The 18,567-nt window shown below is 63.7% G+C and carries 13 protein-coding genes and 4 pseudogenes; 14 read left to right on the top strand and 3 right to left on the bottom strand.

Annotated elements, in window-relative coordinates; all coding sequences use genetic code 11:
* Nucleotides 1-2 precede the first annotated feature (2 nt).
* From ACIU1A_RS17125 to ACIU1A_RS17105, 5 genes and pseudogenes are all read left to right on the top strand, one after another.
* On the top strand, nt 3-926 hold the full coding sequence (locus ACIU1A_RS17125) for a carbohydrate ABC transporter permease (RefSeq protein WP_224618856.1): 924 nt from the start codon (nt 3-5) through the stop codon (nt 924-926).
* Nucleotides 923-1,801 (top strand): carbohydrate ABC transporter permease, encoded by an 879-nt coding sequence (locus tag ACIU1A_RS17120; RefSeq protein WP_140825185.1) that lies wholly within the window; start codon nt 923-925, stop codon nt 1,799-1,801. Before ACIU1A_RS17125 ends, ACIU1A_RS17120 begins: the two co-directional genes overlap by 4 nt.
* A gap of 106 nt (nt 1,802-1,907) precedes the next feature.
* Nucleotides 1,908-2,664, top strand: a pseudogene (locus ACIU1A_RS17115) (ribonuclease activity regulator RraA).
* A gap of 25 nt (nt 2,665-2,689) precedes the next feature.
* Entirely contained in the window at nt 2,690-3,745 is a 1,056-nt protein-coding gene (locus ACIU1A_RS17110) for an ABC transporter ATP-binding protein (protein WP_140559909.1), read from the top strand.
* A 284-nt stretch (nt 3,746-4,029) separates the two neighbouring features.
* Nucleotides 4,030-4,236, top strand: a complete 207-nt coding sequence (locus tag ACIU1A_RS17105) for a DUF6494 family protein (RefSeq protein ID WP_140499366.1) — start codon at nt 4,030-4,032, stop codon at nt 4,234-4,236.
* Between the two features lie 27 nt (nt 4,237-4,263).
* Here the strand turns inward: ACIU1A_RS17105 and ACIU1A_RS17100 are convergent, their stop codons facing one another.
* On the bottom strand, nt 4,264-5,139 hold the full coding sequence (locus ACIU1A_RS17100) for a helix-turn-helix transcriptional regulator (RefSeq protein WP_140517421.1): 876 nt from the start codon (nt 5,137-5,139) through the stop codon (nt 4,264-4,266).
* A gap of 95 nt (nt 5,140-5,234) precedes the next feature.
* Here ACIU1A_RS17100 and ACIU1A_RS17095 point away from each other — a divergent pair, with 95 nt between their 5' ends.
* From ACIU1A_RS17095 to ACIU1A_RS17075, 5 genes and pseudogenes are all read left to right on the top strand, one after another.
* Nucleotides 5,235-5,927, top strand: a complete 693-nt coding sequence (locus ACIU1A_RS17095; RefSeq protein WP_140499362.1) for an ABC transporter permease — start codon at nt 5,235-5,237, stop codon at nt 5,925-5,927.
* 2 nt (nt 5,928-5,929) lie between these two features.
* Nucleotides 5,930-6,651: pseudogene (locus ACIU1A_RS17090) on the top strand (ATP-binding cassette domain-containing protein).
* 20 nt (nt 6,652-6,671) lie between these two features.
* Nucleotides 6,672-7,499, top strand: coding sequence for an extracellular solute-binding protein (locus tag ACIU1A_RS17085; protein WP_140499358.1), 828 nt, complete (start codon nt 6,672-6,674; stop codon nt 7,497-7,499).
* A gap of 42 nt (nt 7,500-7,541) precedes the next feature.
* Nucleotides 7,542-8,669, top strand: coding sequence for a molybdopterin-binding protein (locus ACIU1A_RS17080; protein ID WP_404927942.1), 1,128 nt, complete (start codon nt 7,542-7,544; stop codon nt 8,667-8,669).
* Nucleotides 8,670-8,683: 14 nt separating this feature from the next.
* Nucleotides 8,684-10,631, top strand: a pseudogene (locus tag ACIU1A_RS17075) (molybdopterin biosynthesis protein).
* On the opposite strand, the gene mobA reads toward ACIU1A_RS17075, so the two are convergent.
* Nucleotides 10,615-11,256, bottom strand: coding sequence for a molybdenum cofactor guanylyltransferase MobA (gene mobA, locus ACIU1A_RS17070; protein ID WP_404924748.1), 642 nt, complete (start codon nt 11,254-11,256; stop codon nt 10,615-10,617). The pseudogene ACIU1A_RS17075 and the gene mobA overlap by 17 nt on opposite strands.
* Complete coding sequence (locus ACIU1A_RS17065) at nt 11,246-12,130, bottom strand: formate dehydrogenase accessory sulfurtransferase FdhD (RefSeq protein ID WP_404927941.1); 885 nt, start codon at nt 12,128-12,130, stop codon at nt 11,246-11,248. The genes mobA and ACIU1A_RS17065 overlap by 11 nt, the downstream gene beginning before the upstream one ends.
* A 150-nt stretch (nt 12,131-12,280) precedes the next feature.
* Between ACIU1A_RS17065 and glp the strand changes: the two genes are divergently transcribed.
* From glp to fdhF, 4 genes and pseudogenes are all read left to right on the top strand, one after another.
* Nucleotides 12,281-13,537, top strand: coding sequence for a gephyrin-like molybdotransferase Glp (gene glp, locus ACIU1A_RS17060; protein ID WP_140499352.1), 1,257 nt, complete (start codon nt 12,281-12,283; stop codon nt 13,535-13,537).
* Between the two features lie 76 nt (nt 13,538-13,613).
* Nucleotides 13,614-13,865: a sulfurtransferase TusA family protein gene (locus tag ACIU1A_RS17055; protein WP_404924747.1), complete on the top strand. Its 252-nt coding sequence runs from the start codon at nt 13,614-13,616 to the stop codon at nt 13,863-13,865.
* A 149-nt stretch (nt 13,866-14,014) separates the two neighbouring features.
* Nucleotides 14,015-15,687: pseudogene (locus ACIU1A_RS17050) on the top strand (NAD(P)H-dependent oxidoreductase subunit E).
* Nucleotides 15,687-18,479, top strand: a complete 2,793-nt coding sequence (fdhF, locus tag ACIU1A_RS17045) for a formate dehydrogenase subunit alpha (protein ID WP_404924746.1) — start codon at nt 15,687-15,689, stop codon at nt 18,477-18,479. Before ACIU1A_RS17050 ends, fdhF begins: the two are co-directional and overlap by 1 nt.
* Nucleotides 18,480-18,567 lie beyond the last annotated feature (88 nt).

The following is an 18,567-nucleotide window of genomic DNA, read 5'->3' as shown; positions in this document are numbered from 1 at the left end:
CGATGCCGTCCGTCGCGCAGCATACAGTGTCGAGGCGTCGGCGACGTTCGCCGCTGCCCTACACCTGGCAGAGAGGATACCTTCTGGCCAGCCCGGCGCTCCTCGTCATGCTGGCCATCCTGCTCTATCCGCTCGGATACTCTTTCACCATGAGTTTCTTCCGCTGGGATCTGAGCGGTTCGGCGCCCTTCATCGGGATGGCAAATTACACCGACGAACTCTTCGGCCGCCAGTTCAACCAGGCACTGCGAAATCAGACCATATTCAGCATCATTTCGATCACGATTGAAGTGGTGGCTGGAATGGCGATCGCCGTGCTCGTCAATGGCAAATTGCGCGGCATGCGGCTCGCGCGCACCTTGCTCCTGGTGCCTCCGATGATCGCGCCCGCAGTGGTGGGCCTGAATTTCCGGTGGCTGTTCAACACCCAGTACGGCCTGGTCGACGCGCTGTTGCGCATGTTCAACCTGCCCGACATTCCATGGCTCAACCATCCGACCTGGGCGCTCGTCTCGGTGATCGTCGCCGATGTCTGGCAGAACACGCCGTTGATGGTGCTACTGTTCCTTGCCGGCCTGCAGTCCTTGCCGCAGGAACCGCTCGAGGCGGCCACCGTGGACGGCGCCACGCCATGGCAGCGCTTCTGGCATATCGTGCTGCCGCTGATGCGTCCGATCATCATGATCGCCCTGATGCTTCGCATCATCGACACGTTCCGGACCTTCGACGTCGTCTGGCTGATGACGCAGGGCGGGCCGGGCGGCGCCACCAACCTGCTCACCGTCTATTCCTACCTGCTGGCGTTTCAGGCGGTGGATTTCGGACATGCGGCGGCCGTCTCCTACATTGCTTTGGGGATGTCGCTGTTCGTGCTCGGGCTCCTCTACGGAATACCGTGGCTGATTGCGAAACGGAGAGCGATATGAGCGAAGCCGCAATCGTTAGCGCACGTCCCAGGCCAAAGCGCCGGCGCCGTCGATTTACGGTGGGAACCGCCGGCCAGTATATGGCGCTGGCCCTGACCGTCGCGTTCACCGTCTTTCCGCTGGTATGGCTGTTCCTAACGTCGATCCGCAGTTCGGCCGACATCTTCTCGGTGCCGGTGCACATCATTCCCGAGACCGCGACGCTAACACAATACGTCTCCGTTTTCGCGGAGTACGACACGATGGACTATGTCTGGAACACCGTCATCGTCTCGACGGCGACGGTCATCCTCGTCCATCTGCTGGCCATTCCTTGCGCCTATGCCTTGTCGCGTTTCAGGATGCCGGGCGCCATGCTGATTTTCGGGCTGCTTTTGATCATGCGCATGATCCCGGTCATAGCGCTTGCCATTCCGCTCTTTGCCGTGTTTGCCGCCATGGGCATTCTCGACACCATCTGGGCGCTGATCCTGAGCCATACGGCGGCCAAACTGCCTGTCGCCATCTGGCTGCTTCTGGGCTTCATCCAGGACGTGCCGAAAGAGATCGAGGAGGCTGCCCAGTCGGACGGCGCCGGCACGGTGCGCACGCTGGTCCAGATCGTGACGCCGCTGATTGCTCCTGGTATTGGCGCCAGCGCGGTCATCACCTTCCTCTTCACCTGGAACGACCTGCTGCTTGCCCTGACCCTGACCTCCAGCAAGGCCGCGCAGACTCTGCCGGTCGGGCTCACCAACTTCGTCTCGCAATTCGGCATCGACTGGGGCGCGATGTCGGCAGCCGGCGTCCTGATGGTCATCCCGACCCTGGTGTTTGTCTGGTTTGCCCAGGGGCTGCTGGTCAAGGGTCTCACCACCGGTGCCGTCCGCGGCTGAATGGCGGACATGCACCCAGAACGCTCGACGGCTTCGACGACGTGATACGCAACTGAGTGACGATCGGTGGGGTCAGGGACCTCGCCGCGCAATCGGAGGATACGGAATGGCAGCTGATCAGATACCGGCGATATCGGACATTTCGCGGCCGCCGAGACAATTGGTCGATGCGCTTGCGGCGATCGGCTCGGCGACGCTGGCCAGCGAACTCTACCACAAGATGGGCATTCGCGACCCGCAGATACGGGGCCCGCGTCCATTGAGGCTGGGCCGCACGGCGGCGGGGCCTGCTCTCACGCTCCAGTGCATGCCGAAGCGCGAGGATCTCTACAACGAGACCGAATATGAGGAGCCGGAGCGGCAGTTACACCGTCACGTGCTCTATCCCACGCAGCCGGGCGACATGGTGGTGGTCGATGCGCGCGGCGATCTGGGAAGCGGCATCTTCGGCGAGATGATGCTGACCTATTTCGCCGGGCGCGGCGGGGCCGGCGTGGTTGTCGACGGCTGCATCCGCGATTCCGCCCAGGCGGCGGCTTTGGACATCGGCATCTGGGTGAGGGACGTCACGCCGAATTTCCACGCCCAAACCAACATCGTGCCGTTCGCCGTCAACGTTCCCATCGCCTGCTCGAACGTGCTGGTCATCCCTGGCGATATCATCGTCGCCGACGATGACGGCGTGGTCGTCGTGCCGGTCGCCCTTGCTCCAAAATTGGTCGAGCTCGCCGGCGCGCATATTGAGTGGGAAGAGTTTTCGCGCTCGCGCCTGGCGCAAGGGGGGAGACCTGCGGAAATACTATCCGTTGAGCCCCGAGGGCGAGGCCGAATACCGAGCATGGCGGCATGCTCAACAAAAATGAGTGGTGCCGGACGGGAGGACAATAGGTGTCTGCAATTGAGATAGAACAGCTCGGCAAGAGCTTCGGCGCCGTGGAAGTTTTGCGCGATGTCAATATCGAGATCGCCAGCGGCGAGTTCGTGGTGCTGGTCGGTCCGTCAGGCTGCGGCAAGTCAACGCTGCTACGCATGATCGCCGGGCTGGAAGAGCAGACGACCGGCGAGATCCGCATCGGCGGGCGTGTCGTCGACGAGATGCCGGCCAAGTCGCGCGACATAGCCATGGTCTTCCAGAGCTACGCGCTCTATCCGCATATGAGCGTGGCCGACAATATGAGCTTCGCGCTTCGACTGGCGAAGGTCCCTAGGGAAGAGATTGTCTCGAGGGTCAAGGCGGCGGCCGAAATCCTTGGCCTCCAGGATCTGCTTGGCCGCATGCCGCGGCAGTTGTCCGGCGGCCAGCGCCAACGTGTCGCCATGGGCCGCGCCATCGTGCGCGATCCAGCCGCTTTCCTGTTTGATGAGCCGCTCAGCAACCTCGATGCCAAGTTGCGTGTCAAGATGCGCGCCGAAATCAAGAAGCTTCACCAACGGCTCGGCCGAACAAGCATCTATGTCACGCATGACCAGACCGAGGCGATGACGCTCGCCGACCGCATCGTGGTGTTGAACAAAGGCCGGATCGAACAGATCGGCAGCCCCTCCGAGCTCTACGAGAACCCAGCCAATCTGTTCGTCGCAAGCTTTATCGGCTCGCCGGAAATGAACCTGATCGAGGGCCGCATCGACAACGGCGCATTTGTCGCCGATCAGGGCTTGCGCTTACCCTTGCCGGCGGATGCTCGGATGGGCGACAGAGATGGGGTAGTCTACGGGATTCGTCCGCAGCACATTTCGGTTGGTGGCAACCACTCTCAGGCGAGGGTGCAAGTGGTCGAACCGACCGGTGAGGCCCAGGAGCTTACATTAAGTGCAGGTGGAGTGGACCTCGTGGCCGAGGTGCGGGATCAGCCGCCCTTCAAACTTGATCAAGAGGTTGGGTTGGAGATCATCGTATCCAAGGTGCATCTGTTCGATGCTCGTAGTGGCACCAGGATTGCTTAGGGCGCGCTGACGGGCGAAAAAGCAGCCCATTCCATCGCGAAACCACCGGTGATCGCCGTTTACCCATCGGCCGTCACGGCAATCGCCCGCGGCGCTCCGGCATGACCAGGGATCTCGGCACCACGCGTTGTTAGGCCACAGAGGAACGGACCGCATCAGACATAGTGCGGGCGTCGTCCTCGTTGCACCCCGGGCCATTCCGTGCTCCGTTAGCGCAGCGCCGCCGTTGCGGGCACCAAGCTTGCCGGACCGGCCATATCGTCCACACCGTTCGAGGCAATCATATGACCCAGAATATGGAAACCGATCCCTTCAACGTCTCCATGCGCAAGTTCCTGAAGCAGGTCGGCGTGACTTCGCAGCAGGCAATCGAGAAAGCCGTCGCGGAGAAGGGCCTGAAAGGACAGGGCCGACTGACCGTGAGGGCCGTCATCACCTCGGAGCCGGCAGGCTTGCGCCATGTCGTCGAGGGCGAGATCGATCTTGGATGAGAGCTGCGGCTTGATCGGGGTCGGCGGCTATTTGAAGAACCGTATCTGCCCGGCCGGCGATGGATCGTATCCGCAAAGCTCGGCGGCGCGGCTGGCGAAGATTTCCTGCCGCAGGAAACGCAGGAGCGCCTGGATCGGTTGCTGGAAATAGGTCCGCTGCCGCATCAGGAGATCGAAACTTTCCCAGGCCAATGGAACGAAATCGAGGCCAGCGGCGCGTGCGGCCGCGCGCGTGGCAATTCCGCAATCGGCCCTGCCAATGCGCACGGCAGCCGCGAGATCGGGTCCGGTCAGGCAGGGCGGCTCCAACCGGTTGACGTCGTCTTGTTTCGCGCCGGAGTCCGCCAGCAATTGCGTGAGCAGCATGTCCGCGCCTGCGCCGCGTTGACGAACCGCGATGCGTGCGCCGGTCGCAAGTACGTCGGTCAGGTTGTTGAGCGATTTTGGATTGCCTGGCGCGAGCAGCAGGCCTTGCTCGCGGCGGGCGAATCCGACCAGCACCGCATCGTAAAGCCGCGGCCTAGTCGCAATCGCGGCGACATTCGGGTCCGGGTCGGGGCTGTGGAAATGGATCGCGGCGACAGACACCTCGCCGCGCAGCAGGCGTGTCACGCCGGCTTCCGTGCCTTCCGTCAGAAAGGCCAGGCCGGAGCCTGATTGGCGGAGAGCCCATTCGAGCAGGTCGTCCTGGCTGCCACCGACGATCGGCGGCGGCTCGGATTGCGTCATTCCTGCGGGCCGGACCAACCCCGACATGACCCAACGGTCGAGTTCATGCCGTGGAAACAGCCACTTGCCCGCCACCTTGCTGCACGGGACACGCTCCTCCGCAATCAGCTCATAAAGCTTGCGCTCACCAATGCGCAGATAGTCGGCGGCTTCGGACGTCGTCAGCAAATCCATCCTGCATTGATATGCATATTCCTGTTCAGGTTCAAGGATTTGACAGTGACGGAGGAGTTGCAGGACATTGACACGGGACAGGACTGCGAGGAGCAATGTCGGAAGGGCTGGGCACATGGCAACTGATCGCGAGCGGCGACGCCACGCTGTTTGCCATCGTGCGCCTGTCGCTCGCCGTGAGCCTTTCGGCTGTCGCGATCGCCATGGTCGCAGGCCTGCCGCTGGGCGCAATTATCGCGCTGGCACGTTTTCCCGGTCGTTCGGCGATCGTCGTGCTGCTGAACGGTTTCATGGGCCTGCCGCCGGTGGTGGTCGGGCTGACGGTCTATCTGCTGCTATCGCGATCCGGGCCGCTGGGTGAATTCGGCCTCTTGTTCACACCCGCCGCGATGGTCATCGCGCAGGCGCTATTGGTGCTGCCCATCATTGCTGCTCTGACTCGCCAAACGGTCGAGGATCTGTGGCGCGAGTACCGTGAGGAACTGACTGCGATGCAGGTCGGGCCGGCGGGCTTGGTCGCCACGCTTTTGTGGGACGGCCGCTTCAGCCTCGTCACGGCTCTGCTCGCGGGTTTCGGCAGGGCGGCGGCCGAGGTCGGCACCGTGATGATCGTCGGCGGCAACATTGATGGCTTCACCCGCACCATGACGACGGCAATCGCACTTGAAACCTCGAAGGGAAACCTGCCGCTCGCCATGGGGCTCGGCCTGATGCTGATTTTCCTCATCTTGCTGATCAACGCCGCCGCCTGGGGCGTGCGAGTTTGGTCCGAGCAACGGGCTGGCTAGGGATGCGAGCTGCTCAGAGCGATCTTCCACTTGTCCTCGATGACGTGTCGCTGGTCGCCGGTGCGACGACCATCCTGGACCGGGTGAACCTGACGATCGGGCCGCGCGCGCCGACTCTGGTCGTCGGTCCGAACGGGTCGGGCAAAACCTCCCTGCTGCGGCTCTGCATGGGGCTTGTTGCACCTTCTGCTGGAACCCTGACTTGGGGGGACGAACGTTTTCCCCGCCGACACGGCGTGCAATCCTGTTCCAGAAGCCGGTGATGCTGCGTCGCTCGGCGGCCGCGAATGTCGCCTATGCACTGGCTCAAGCGGGCTGTCCGCGCCGGCTCCGGGCCCCGCGCGTGGAGGAACTGCTCGAGCGCGTCGGTCTTCTCGATCTCGCGACACGTCCGGCACGGCATCTCTCCGGTGGCGAGCAGCAGCGGCTGGCCCTCGCCCGCGCCCTGGCGCGCCAGCCGGAAATCCTGCTGCTCGACGAGCCGACAGCCAGCCTCGATCCGGCGGCGACGCGTTTTGTCGAGCAGATCATCATCACGGCTGCCCAATCGGGCACGAAGATCATCATGGCGTCGCACCATCTCGGTCAAGTGCGCAGAATCGCGGGAGACGTCGTTTTTCTGCTCCGAGGGCGCGTTTGCGAGCATGCCGACGCCGACGACTTCCTTGACCGCCCCGCGACCCCGCAAGCCGCTGCCTTCGTGCGCGGCGAGCTCGTGCTTTGATCAACTGGACCGAGATTGAGATGCTGACCCGCCGAATATTCTCTGCGCTTGTGGTGCTTCTGATGCTAGCAGGCGGCGCGCCTGCCCAGGACCAGTCGATCGTCGTGGCGTCGACGACCTCGACCCAGGATTCCGGCCTGTTCGATCACATCCTGCCGCTGTTCGAGAAGAAAACCGGCATCGGCGTGAAGATTGTCGCTCAGGGCACCGGTCAGGCGCTCGACACCGGTCGGCGCGGCGATGCCGACGTGGTCTTCGTCCATGCCAAGGCGCAGGAGGAGAAGTTCATCGAGGAAGGCTTCGGGGTGAAGCGCTTCGACGTGATGTACAACGACTTCGTCCTCGTTGGCCCCAAGAGCGACCCAGCGGGCGTCAGCGGGACCAAGGACATCGCAGCCGCGCTGATTGCCATCAAAGCCAAGAAGGCGGCCTTCGTGTCGCGTGGTGACAGGTCCGGCACCCATTCGGCCGAATTGGGTCTGTGGAAGACGGCCGGCATCGACATCGAGGCGGCCAGGGGCCCATGGTACAAGGAGATCGGGCAGGGCATGGGGGCGGCGCTCAACGCCGCGGCAGCCATGAACGCCTATACGCTTTCCGATCGTGGCACCTGGCTGTCGTTCAAGAATCGTGGCGAGTTGGACATCGCCGTCGAGGGCGACAAGCGGCTGTTCAATCAGTATGGCGTGATGCTGGTGAATCCTCATAAGCATCCAAGCGTCAAAGTGGAGGCCGGCCAGCGCTTCATCGATTGGCTGATTTCTCCGGAAGGCCAGAAGGCGATCGGAGAGTACAAGATCGACGGCCAGCAGCTCTTCTTCCCGAACGCGCAGCGCGGGCGTTCCTGAAGCTGGTTGCAAACAGGCTCGCGTCTGCTTCAATATCGCGCCATGACGAGAACGTTTTCTTCGACGGGCCCGCTGACTCTCCTGGAAGCGGCGCTCGACGCGCTGCTCCATGGTGTAATGCCCGTCACCCCCCGCTTGGTGCCGCTTGAACAAGCCTTGGGCTATGTCGCTGCCGGGATGCCGCCTGTCGTGCCGGCTCAGCCTGTGCGAGATATCGCTGCCATTGACGGCTGGGCGTGTCGCGCCCTCGACCTCGTGGGGGCATCAGCCTATTCGCCCTTAGTTTTGCCGGTCGCGCCGATCTGGGTCGAGACGGGTGAGGCCATGCCTGAAGATCGCGACTGTATGCTGCAGGCCGGCCTCGTCGATTGCAGTGGACCGATGATCCAAGCAGCAGCTGAAGCCGTGCCCGGTCAGGGTGTGCGCCGGGCGGGCGAGGATATGGCGGCGGCCCGCCCGCCAATGCTTGAGGGAAAGGCGATCGGCGTCGCCGACCTGCTGGTCGCCCGCAAAGTGGGACTGAGCCAGCTTGCCATACGGAGCCCGCGCGTGCGCGTGATCGATGTCGCTGCCGACAGCCACGAGACATTCTCCATGCGGCTCGTGGTCGAGAGCCTGAGTGCCTCGGGCGTTTCGATCGTCGGTATAGAGACCGTAGAGCGCGACGCGGTATCGATCATTGTCGCTCTTGATGGCGAGGCCTGCGATTTTCTGCTCCTGATCGGCGGTACTGGTGACGGCCACGCCGACGTGACCGCCGAGGCTCTGGCGCGGCGCGGGGTGTTGATTGGGCACGGCATTGCCTTACGGCCCGGAGGGACAACGGCAATAGGCCGGCTCGGCAAGACACCGGTGGTCGCATTGGCCGGATCGCCACACCAAGCTTTCGCCGGGTTCCTTGCGCTTGTCCAGCCAGTCCTGGACCGCCTGTCGGGCAGATCTGAACGGCCCGGCATCATCTTGCCGCTCTCGCGGAAAATCTCATCCGCGGTCGGACTTTACGAGCTCGTTCTGCTCGGGAAGGAAAGGGACATGTGGACGCCGCTCGCGGTCGGCGACTTTTCGCTGGACGCGATGCGGCTTGCCGACGCCTGGCTTGCGGTCCCGGGCGATAGTGAAGGGTATGCCGCCGGCACGCCCGTCTCCGCCTTTCCGCTCCGCAACTTTTGATCGAGTGAGCCGCTATGACGAATTCTCCATCATCGGCCCGGCAGAACAGCGGGCAGGAGCAGTTCCTGACGATATTGTCGCGCGAAGCTGCGCTGGCTCGCTTCGAGGCAGCGCTGTTTCCCCGCCCGTTGCCGACCGAGACGCGGACGCTGGCCGACGCGCTCGGGCTGGTTCTTGCCGAGGACGTGGCGGCGCCGGTCGACGTGCCGCCCTTCGACCGCTCCAATGTCGATGGCTTCGCGGTACGTGCGGCCGATCTGGCTGCCGCCTCTGAAACCCGTCCCGTTCGGCTTGAGCTGAATGCGGAAGCGATTGCCTGCGGCACGGTTCCGCAACTCCCCGTTCTGACCGGAACCGCCACGCCCATCGCAACCGGCGGGCCGCTGCCGCGTGGCGCGGACGCCATCATCATGGTGGAGCATACGCATCCGGTGGGATTGAGTGCCATCGAGGTGGGGCGCGGCATCTCGCCCGGCCAGTTTGTCTCCAATGCAGGATCCGACATGGCGCGAGGAGAGGTCGTGCTGCGCACCGGAACGCAAATCGGCTCGCGCGAAATCGGCATGCTCGCCGCGTGCGGAATCGCACAAGTGGCCGTGGCGCGCAGGCCAAGCGTGGCTGTGCTCTCCACTGGCGATGAACTCGTTCAGCCAGGCGAGCCGCTGCGGGCGGCCGGCATCTATGATGCCAACGGGCCGATCATCGCTGCGGCTGTCACTGAAAATGGCGGCGAAGCGCATTTTCTCGGCGCCTTCCCGGACGACGAGGCAACGCTTGAGACGGCTATGCGCGAGGCGCTCGCCGCCCACGACGTAATGATCCTGTCGGGCGGCACGTCCAAAGGGGCAGGGGATGTCACGCATCGCATTATCGGCCGACTGGGCAAACCCGGCATCATCGCCCACGGCGTGGCGCTGAAGCCCGGAAAGCCGCTTTGCCTAGCGGTGTGCGGGGGCAAGCCGGTCATCGTCCTGCCGGGATTTCCGACCTCGGCCATGTTCACCTTCCATGACATGGTGGTACCCGCCCTGCGGCGCATGGCGGGGCTGCCGCCGCGCGTCGATGCTCAGATCACCGCAAGCCTTCCGTTGCGGGTTCCTTCAGAACTCGGACGGACCGAATTCGCGATGGTCTCCCTTGTGCAAGGGCAGGGAGGATTGACGGCCTATCCGACTGGTAGGGGCTCGGGAGCGATAACATCCTTTACCCAGGCGGATGGCTTCATCCGCATCGAGGCCCTGGCCGATCACGTGCCTGCCGGTGCCGACGTAGCGGTGACGCTGTTCACGCCGCGGGTCCGCGTTCCCGACCTCGTCGTCATCGGCAGTCATTGTGTCGGCCTCGATCTGGTCGTTGGCGAACTTTTGCGTCGCGGGATTTCGGTGCGCTCGCTGTCTGTGGGAAGCCTGGGCGGTCTTGCGGCGGCCAAGCGCGGCGAGTGCGATCTCGCTCCCATCCATCTCTTCGACCCGAAGACGCGGAACTACAACGCGCCCTTCCTCGGTGACGGTCTCGAACTCGTGCCAGGCTGGCGGCGCATGCAAGGTTTGGTGTTCCGCCGAGGGGACGAGCGCTTCGAGGGCCTCGGCGCGGAGGACGCGGTCCGTGCCGCGCTCGCCGATCCCGATTGCATGATGGTCAACCGCAACCAAGGCTCGGGAACGCGTATCCTGATCGACCAACTCCTCGGCGCGGAACGCCCGGACGGCTACTGGAACCAGCCGCGCACACAATGCCGTGGCCGCGGCGGTAGCGCAGAAGCGCGCTGACTGGGGCGTCACCATTGCGCCGGTCGCGCGTGCGGCCGGGCTCGGTCTTATTCCGTTGACCGAAGAGCACTACGACTTCGCGCTGGTTTGCGCGCGAAAGGATCGGCCCGCGGTGCACGCGTTCCTCGAAGTTCTCCAGGCCGACGAGGTGCATTCGGCGCTGGAGCGCGCGGGGTTCAGCCGGCCGGGTTAGCGTCGAGCAACGCGGCCAGCCGCTCGGCTTCGGCGAGGTCCTCGACCGTGTTGGCGTTGAAGAACGGGTCCACGGGCTCTGCCGGCCAGGATACGGTGGCAAGGCCGTAGCGGGTGGTCCACCGGTCGATCTTGCGCAGGCCCTCGTTGGTCAACGCATGCCGCAATTCGTCCCGCAGGGCGACTTTCCAGAGCCCGATGACCGGATGCGCCTGACCGCCGGATGCCGCCACCGCCAAATCGGCCCCCTCGGTCATGCGCGCCCGCTGGAGGCGTGCAACGAGATCGCGCGGCAGGAAAGGACAATCACCGGCGGCGCTGACCACCCACTCGACGTCGGGCCTGTTGTCCGCCGTCCAATCGAGCGCGGCGAGCATGCCGGCGAGCGGCCCCGGATAACCCTCGATCGTGTCGGCGACGACGGGCAGGCCAAAACGGGCGAAGCGAATGGGGTCGCCATTGGCATTAAGCACGAGCCCGTCGCATTGCGGTCCTAGCCGGTCGATGACATGCTCGAGCATCGTGCGTCCGCCGATCACGCGCGTCGGCTTGTCCCCGCCGCCCATGCGCCGACCCAGACCGCCGGCGAGCACGACGCCCAGCGTCATGGGCCGCTCAGTCGTCATGCTCGGCACCCTTGCGGCGGTGGCGCGGCGCTTCCTCATCGACCGAAGCGATATCCTGGTCGAAGACGATCCGCTCCTGACCCGAAAGTGCGGTGAAGCGCTTGCCGCGCGCCCGGCCGACCAGCGTCAGCCCCACTTGGCGGGCCAGCGCCACGCCCCAGGCGGTGAAGCCGGAGCGCGAAACCAGGATGGGAATGCCCATCCGAACCGTCTTGATCGTCATCTCGGAGGTCAGCCGCCCGGTCGTGTAGATGATCTTGTCCCCCGGATCGATGGCGTGGCGGTACATCCAGCCAGCGATCTTGTCGACAGCGTTATGGCGGCCGACGTCTTCCATATAGCAGATTGGCATGCCCTTCCTGCAAAGGACGCAGCCATGGATGGCGCCTGCTTCCAGATAGAGCGACGGCGTGGTGTTGATTTTGTGCGTCAGCTCGTAGAGCCAGGAGGTTCGAAGCTCAGCGGGCGGGAGCGTGATGTCCTCGATCGCCTCCAGCACGTCGCCGAAGGCGGTGCCTTGGGCGCAACCAGAAGTCTGCGTTCGCTTTCTGAGCTTCTGTTCGTAGTCGGTGTTGCGCTCGGTGCGAACGACCACGACCTGGAGGTCCTCGTCATACTCGACGTCCGTCACCACATCGGTGGGCAGAAGCATGTTCTGGTTCAGCAGATAGCCGAGCGCAAGATATTCAGGATAGTCGTTGACCGTCATCATCGTGACGATCTCCTGAGCGTTGAGATAGAGCGTCAGGGCACGTTCGATCGGTACGCGGACCTCTACCGCCGCGCCTGTATGGTCGACGCCCGCAACCAGCTCCGTCAGCCGTTGGTCTTGCGGATCGGGTGTGATGATAGCGTGTTCCGGTTGGCGTAGCATCAAAGGCATGGCAGTCTCCTGACGTCGTATTCTGGCTCGCGCCTGCGCTAGCTTGCCGTATCTTACAGGCTGTTCAACCGAAGCTGATTAAAAAAAGCCGGATTGATGCGATTACGAAGAAGCCGACACGCTCGTAGAGTGGGAATATAGATGGCGCAAATCTCGGATGACTGCTTCGCTTTCGGCGGACAGATGCGGCCCATCGACGAGACTGCCGCGCTGATCGCCTCGAAACTCAGCGCCGTACAGGAGGTCGAGACGGTCCCGCTCTTGCTGGCGGATGGGCGCGTCCTGGCAAAAAAGATGGTGGCATCGCTGCCGCTGCCGCCCTTCACGAATTCCGCGGTCGACGGCTACGCCGTGCGAGGGGCAGATCTGCCGCAGACCGTCGAGACGGCATTCGCCGTTGCCGGGAGGGTTCAGGCCGGCATGGCGGCGAATGAACCTGTGCGGCCGGGCCAGACGGTACGCATCTTCACTGGCGCTCCAATGCCCGACGGGGTCGACACGGTGTTCATGCAGGAAGACGTGAGCATCGACGGCTCCGGCAGGATCCTTCTCCCGCCCGGCCTGAAAAAGGGTGCCAATGTGCGCCCTGCGGGTGAAGATGTCGCATTGGGCGAGGCCGTCCTCCCGGCGGGCCATCGGATGCGGCCGCAAGATATCGCGCTCGCCGCCGCATTGGGGTTCACGGAACTCCAGGTTAGGCGCAGGATACGCGTCGCAGTGTTCTCGACCGGGGACGAAATCGTCGCGCCGGGAGACATGCGCGGACCGGCGCAGCTTTTCGACTCCAACCGTTTCATGCTGACGGCGATGCTCGCTCGACTCTGCTGCGACATCACCGATCTCGGTATCCTCGTGGACGATAGTAGCCTGATCGCTGAAAAGCTGAGCGAAGCGGCATTGAGCCATGACCTGATCCTGACTTCGGGCGGTGTGTCGACGGGCGAGGCAGATTGCGTGAAGGCCGCCGTCGAGAGTGCCGGAACCCTGGTGTTCTGGCGCGTCGCGATCAAGCCGGGCCGGCCGGTCGCCATGGGGGTGATCGATGGAACCCCGCTGATCGGACTTCCTGGCAATCCGGTGGCGAGCTTCGTCACCTTCGCGCATATTGCCCGCCCGGCAATCCTCGCCCTTGCGGGGGCCCTCCAGCAACCACCGACCCCGATCGCTATGCGGGCCGCCTTTTCCTATAGCAAAAAGCAGGGACGGCGCGAGTATGTGCGAGCAAGCGTACGCGCGGCCGCGGATGGATGCTACGAAGCGACGAAGTTTCCCAGGGAAGGCGCAGGACTGTTGTCATCCCTGGTCGCGACCGACGGTCTCGTCGAGTTGGGAGAGGAGATAGTCCGTGTCGAGCCAGGTCACACGGTCCAGTTCCTCCCCTATTCCAGTCTTATGTGAGCGCCGTCGGATCGCGTCCTCGAAACGAGAGCCGGAACCCAGGCTCGATTGACGCGGCCAGGTCCCGTCGGGCATCATGCCGACCATGATAACCACGACGCAGTTGGATCTGACCGGGCTTAAGTGCCCTTTGCCAGCACTGAAGACTCGTAAGGCGCTGAAAGCCTTGAAGCCAGGCGAGCGGCTCGAGGTTCACTGCACGGACCCGCTGGCGGTCATCGATATCCCCAATCTGCTCAACGAGATGGGCGAGCGACTTGAAGCGACGGAACGCGACGGCGATCGCGTCGTGTTCATGATCGAAAAGACGCAGCCCGCGACGATGTGACGAGTTGCACCCCGTCGGCGGCGGCCCCAAGATTTGCGAGGCAATGCTTGCGCTGGTCGTGCAGGGGACATGTCGTGCCTCATAGTCGACATCCTGGTCCGCGGGGTATCGTTAAGAGGTAAGGGCGTTTCACTCGGGGAGGTGAGCACATGACGATCCAGGAACGACGGCCGCGTGATCGCGGACCAAAGGGCAGGCCGCTGGATGACGCCGCGCTCGCCGAGGTCCAGGCGCTCCTGGGCGCGCGCCAGCGACGGCGCGACTTGCTGATCGAATTCCTTCATCTGATCCAGGACCGATATGGCTGCCTGTCGGCGCGGCATTTGCGGGCGCTGGCGCAAGACATGCGCTTGTCGCAGGCCGAGATCTACGAGGTGGCGACCTTCTATGACCATTTCGACGTTGTGAAGGAAGGCGAGACGCCGCCTGCGCCGTTGACAATCCGCGTGTGCGATTCAGTGAGTTGCATGCTGGCGGGCGCCGACACGCTCCTGGCTGAATTGCAAGCGGGCGCCGATCCAGCGGCGATCAGGGTCATGCGCGCGCCCTGCATGGGCCGTTGCGCTGGCGCGCCTGCCGCGCGTATCGGTCATCGCGAGGTCGACCAGGCAACCGCCGAGGGCCTGAGGCGCATGGCCGCGGCAGCGGAGACCGGTGTGAACGTGCCCGATTATGTCGGGCTGGAGGCGTATCGGCAGGCGGGCGGCTACCAGCTTTTGCAGCGGGTACGGATTGGGGCGCTGACCACGGACGAGCTCATCGCCACCGTGGGCGATGCGGGCTTGAGGGGTCTGGGCGGTGCGGGTTTTCCCGCTGGCAAGAAGTGGCAGTTCGTGCGCTCCTATCCGGGCCCGCGTCTGATGTCGATCAATGGCGACGAGGGTGAGCCCGGCACCTTCAAGGACCGCATCTATCTCGAGCGAGATCCGCACCGTGCCTTTGAGGGTGCATTGATCGCGGCGCACGCCGTCGAGGCGGAACGGATCTATCTTTACATGCGTGACGAATACCCTGCGGTGCTCGCCATTCTTCGTCAGGAGATCGCCGCGCTCGAGGCCACCGGCATCGTCAAGCCGGGCTTCATCGAGCTCCGCCGCGGCGCTGGCGCGTATATCTGCGGCGAGGAGAGTGCGATGCTGGAAAGCATCGAGGGCAAGCGCGGCATGCCGCGCCACCGCCCCCTACATCGCCGAGGTCGGCCTGTTCGGACGACCGACGCTCAACCATAATGTCGAGACGCTCTGGTGGATCCGCGACATCGTCGAAAAGGGCGCGCAATGGTTCGCTGCGCAGGGCAGGCCCGGCCACCCTGGCATCCGCTCATGGTCTGTATCCGGCCGGGTGAAAAATCCCGGCGTCAAGCTGGCGCCGGCCGGCGTCACGGTACGCGAATTGATCGACGACTATTGCGGCGGCATGGCGGACGGTCATGAGTTCAAGGCCTATTTGCCGGGTGGCGCCTCAGGCGGCATCCTGCCAGCAGCACTGGGGGACATTCCGCTCGATTTCGGCGGCGATCTGGCCAAGCAGGGCGCCTTCGTCGGCTCCCATGCTATAGTCGTGTTCTCGCGGGCCGACAATATAAAGCAGGTCACGCTCAACCTCATGAAATTCTTCAAACATGAGAGCTGCGGGAAGTGCACGCCTTGTCGCGAGGGAACCGAAAAGTTGGTGGCTATCTTGCAGGAGCAGGGCCCGATGCCGGAAGATAAGATTCTGCGACCTCGAAGCCGTGATGCGCGATTCGTCGATCTGCGGCCTGGGCCAGGCGGCGCCCAATCCGATCAACCATCTGCTGACGCATTTCCGGAGTGACCTCTGATGGCCGAGAGCGTGGTATTCACCCTCAATGGGCAAACCGTGAGCGCCGCCCCCGGCGAGACTATCTGGGATGTCGCCAAGCGCCAGGGAACAAAGATTCCGCACCTGTGCCATGTCGACATGCCGGGCTATCGTCCCGACGGCAATTGCCGCGCCTGCATGGTCGACATCGAAGGCGAGCGCGTGCTGGCTGCCTCCTGCGTTCGCCAGCCTTCCGCCGGCATGGTCGTGAAAACCGATACCGAACGCGCCCGCAAATCGCGCGAGATGGTATTCGAGCTCCTCGCAAGCAACATGCGACCGGCGAGCGACGGTCCAGACAACCAGTCGGCATTCTGGCAATGGGCCGGTTCGATGGGGATTTCGGGCAGCCGATACCGTTCCAAGTTCACCGAGGAGGGGCTAGCGCCAGAATTCGACATCACCAATCCGGCCATTGCCGTCAATCTCGACGCGTGCATCACCTGCGGCGCTTGCGTGCGCGCCTGCCGCGAGGTGCAGGTCAACGACGTGATCGGCATGGCCGAGCGCGGCAATCACTCGATTCCTGTCTTCGATATGCACGATCCGATGGGCCTGTCGACCTGCGTCACCTGTGGCGAATGCGTCCAGGCTTGCCCGACTGGTGCGCTCTACGAGAAATCGCTGATGGACGAGACCGGCAAGACGCGTGTCGTCCAGGCGTTCGACAAGGTCGTCGATACGGTTTGCCCGTTTTGCGGCGTTGGCTGCCAGACGCAGGTCGCCGTCAAGGACAATAAAATCGTCCAGGTTGACGGCCGTAACGGTCCGGCGAACGAGAACCGGCTCTGCGTCAAGGGGCGCTTTGGCTTCGACTATGTTATGTCGCCCGAACGGCTGACGAAGCCGCTGATCCGGCGCGACGACGCGCCGAAGGCCGGCGACATTGATCTGCGCAATGTCGACCCGCTGACAGTGTTCCGCGAGGCCAGCTGGGAAGAGGCGCTGGAGCGCGCCGCCAGCGGGCTGAAACGCATCCGCGACCAGCATGGTGGCAAGGCGCTGGCTGGCTTCGGCTCGGCAAAGGGGTCGAACGAAGAGGCCTATCTCTTCCAGAAATTCGTCCGGCAGGGTTTCGGCACCAACAATATCGACCACTGCACCCGGCTCTGCCACGCCTCTTCCGTGGCCGCTCTGATGGAGGGCGTTGGCTCTGGCGCGGTCTCGGCGCCTTTCATGGACGCCATGAAGGCCGAATGCGTGATCATCATCGGGGCGCGGCCGGCGACAAACCATCCAGTGGCCGCCACCTATTTCAAGCAAGCGGCAAAGCTCGGCACCAAGCTGATCGTGATGGATCCACGCGGCCAGGAACTGATGCGCCACGCCAGTTATGCGCTGCGCTTCAAGCCGGGCAGCGACGTGGCGATGCTCAACGCGCTGCTGCACGTCATCATAGAAGAGAGGCTCTATGACGAGCAGTACATCCAGGCCAATGTCTCCGGCTTCGAGGCATTGAAGGCTAAGGTGAAGGATTTTTCGCCCGAGGCGATGGCTCCCGTCTGCGGCATCGAGGCCGGTGTGCTGCGCGAGGTGGCGCGCACCTATGCCAAGGCGGAGCGCTCAATGATTTTTTGGGGCATGGGCATTTCGCAGCACACCCACGGCACGGACAATTCGCGCTGCCTGATCGCGCTGGCGCTGATCACCGGCCATGTCGGGCGCGCCGGCACAGGCCTGCATCCGCTGCGCGGCCAGAACAATGTCCAGGGCGCCTCGGACGCGGGCCTCATCCCGATGTATTTCCCCGACTACAAATCGGTGGAGAATGCCGATATCCGCGGCCAGTACGAGAATTTCTGGGGCCAGACGCTCGACCCCAAACGCGGCTTGACCGTCGTCGAGATCGTCGACGCGATCCATGACGGCGAGATCCGGGGCATGTACATCATGGGCGAGAACCCGGCCATGTCCGATCCGGACCAGAGCCATGCGCGCGCCGCACTCGCCAAGCTAGAGCATCTGGTTGTTCAGGATATCTTCCTGACCGAAACAGCGTGGCATGCCGACGTGGTGCTCCCTGCCTCCGCGCATGCGGAGAAGCTCGGCACTTACACCAATACCAATCGGCAGGTGCAGATCGGCCGGCCGGCCGTCAACCTGCCGGGCGAGGCGCGGCAGGACCTCGATCTCATCATCGAGCTTGCCGGACGCATGGGGCTGGACTGGAACTACAGGCACGTTTCGGATGTCTTCGCCGAAATGGCGCAAGTAATGCCGTCGCTGAAGCACATTTCCTGGGAGCGCATCGAACGCGAGGAGTCCGTCGTCTATCCTGCCGATGGTCCTGATGTTCCTGGCAACGAGATCGTCTTCACCACCGGGTTTCCGACCGCGGATGGCCGCGGGCGCATCGTGCCCGCCGACCTCCTGCCTCCCGACGAGGTGCCCGACGACGAATATCCTCTGGTGCTAACCACTGGTCGCTTGCTGGAGCACTGGCACACGGGCGCCATGACGCGCCGCGCCGGGGTGCTCAACGCGATCGAGCCCTACGGCATTGCCGCGATGAATCCCTACGAGATCAAGCGCCGCGGCCTTGCGCAGGGAGACGTGATCAACGTGGAGACGCGGCGCGGCGTCGTCGAAGCCATTCTGCGGGCCGATCGAGAGGTCGCCGATGGCATGGTGTTCATGCCGTTCTGCTTTAACGAGAGCCCGGCCAACATGCTTACCAATCCTATGCTCGATCCTTACGGCAAGATCCCCGAGTTCAAATATTGTGCCGCGCGGATCGTGCCGGCATCGAGATCGGTCGAAGCTGCCGAATGACGTTTGGAAACTGCCCGCGGAGGTGGTGTTGGGCGATGGCTGACTTGAGGAAGTCCATTGTCCGACGGCCGCCGGAATAGTCGGGCAG

It is taken from the genome of Mesorhizobium maamorense, assembly GCF_044998965.1.
In the GTDB taxonomy this organism is placed as follows: Bacteria; Pseudomonadota; Alphaproteobacteria; order Rhizobiales; family Rhizobiaceae; genus Mesorhizobium.
This window is presented reverse-complemented; position numbering and strand designations above follow the sequence as displayed.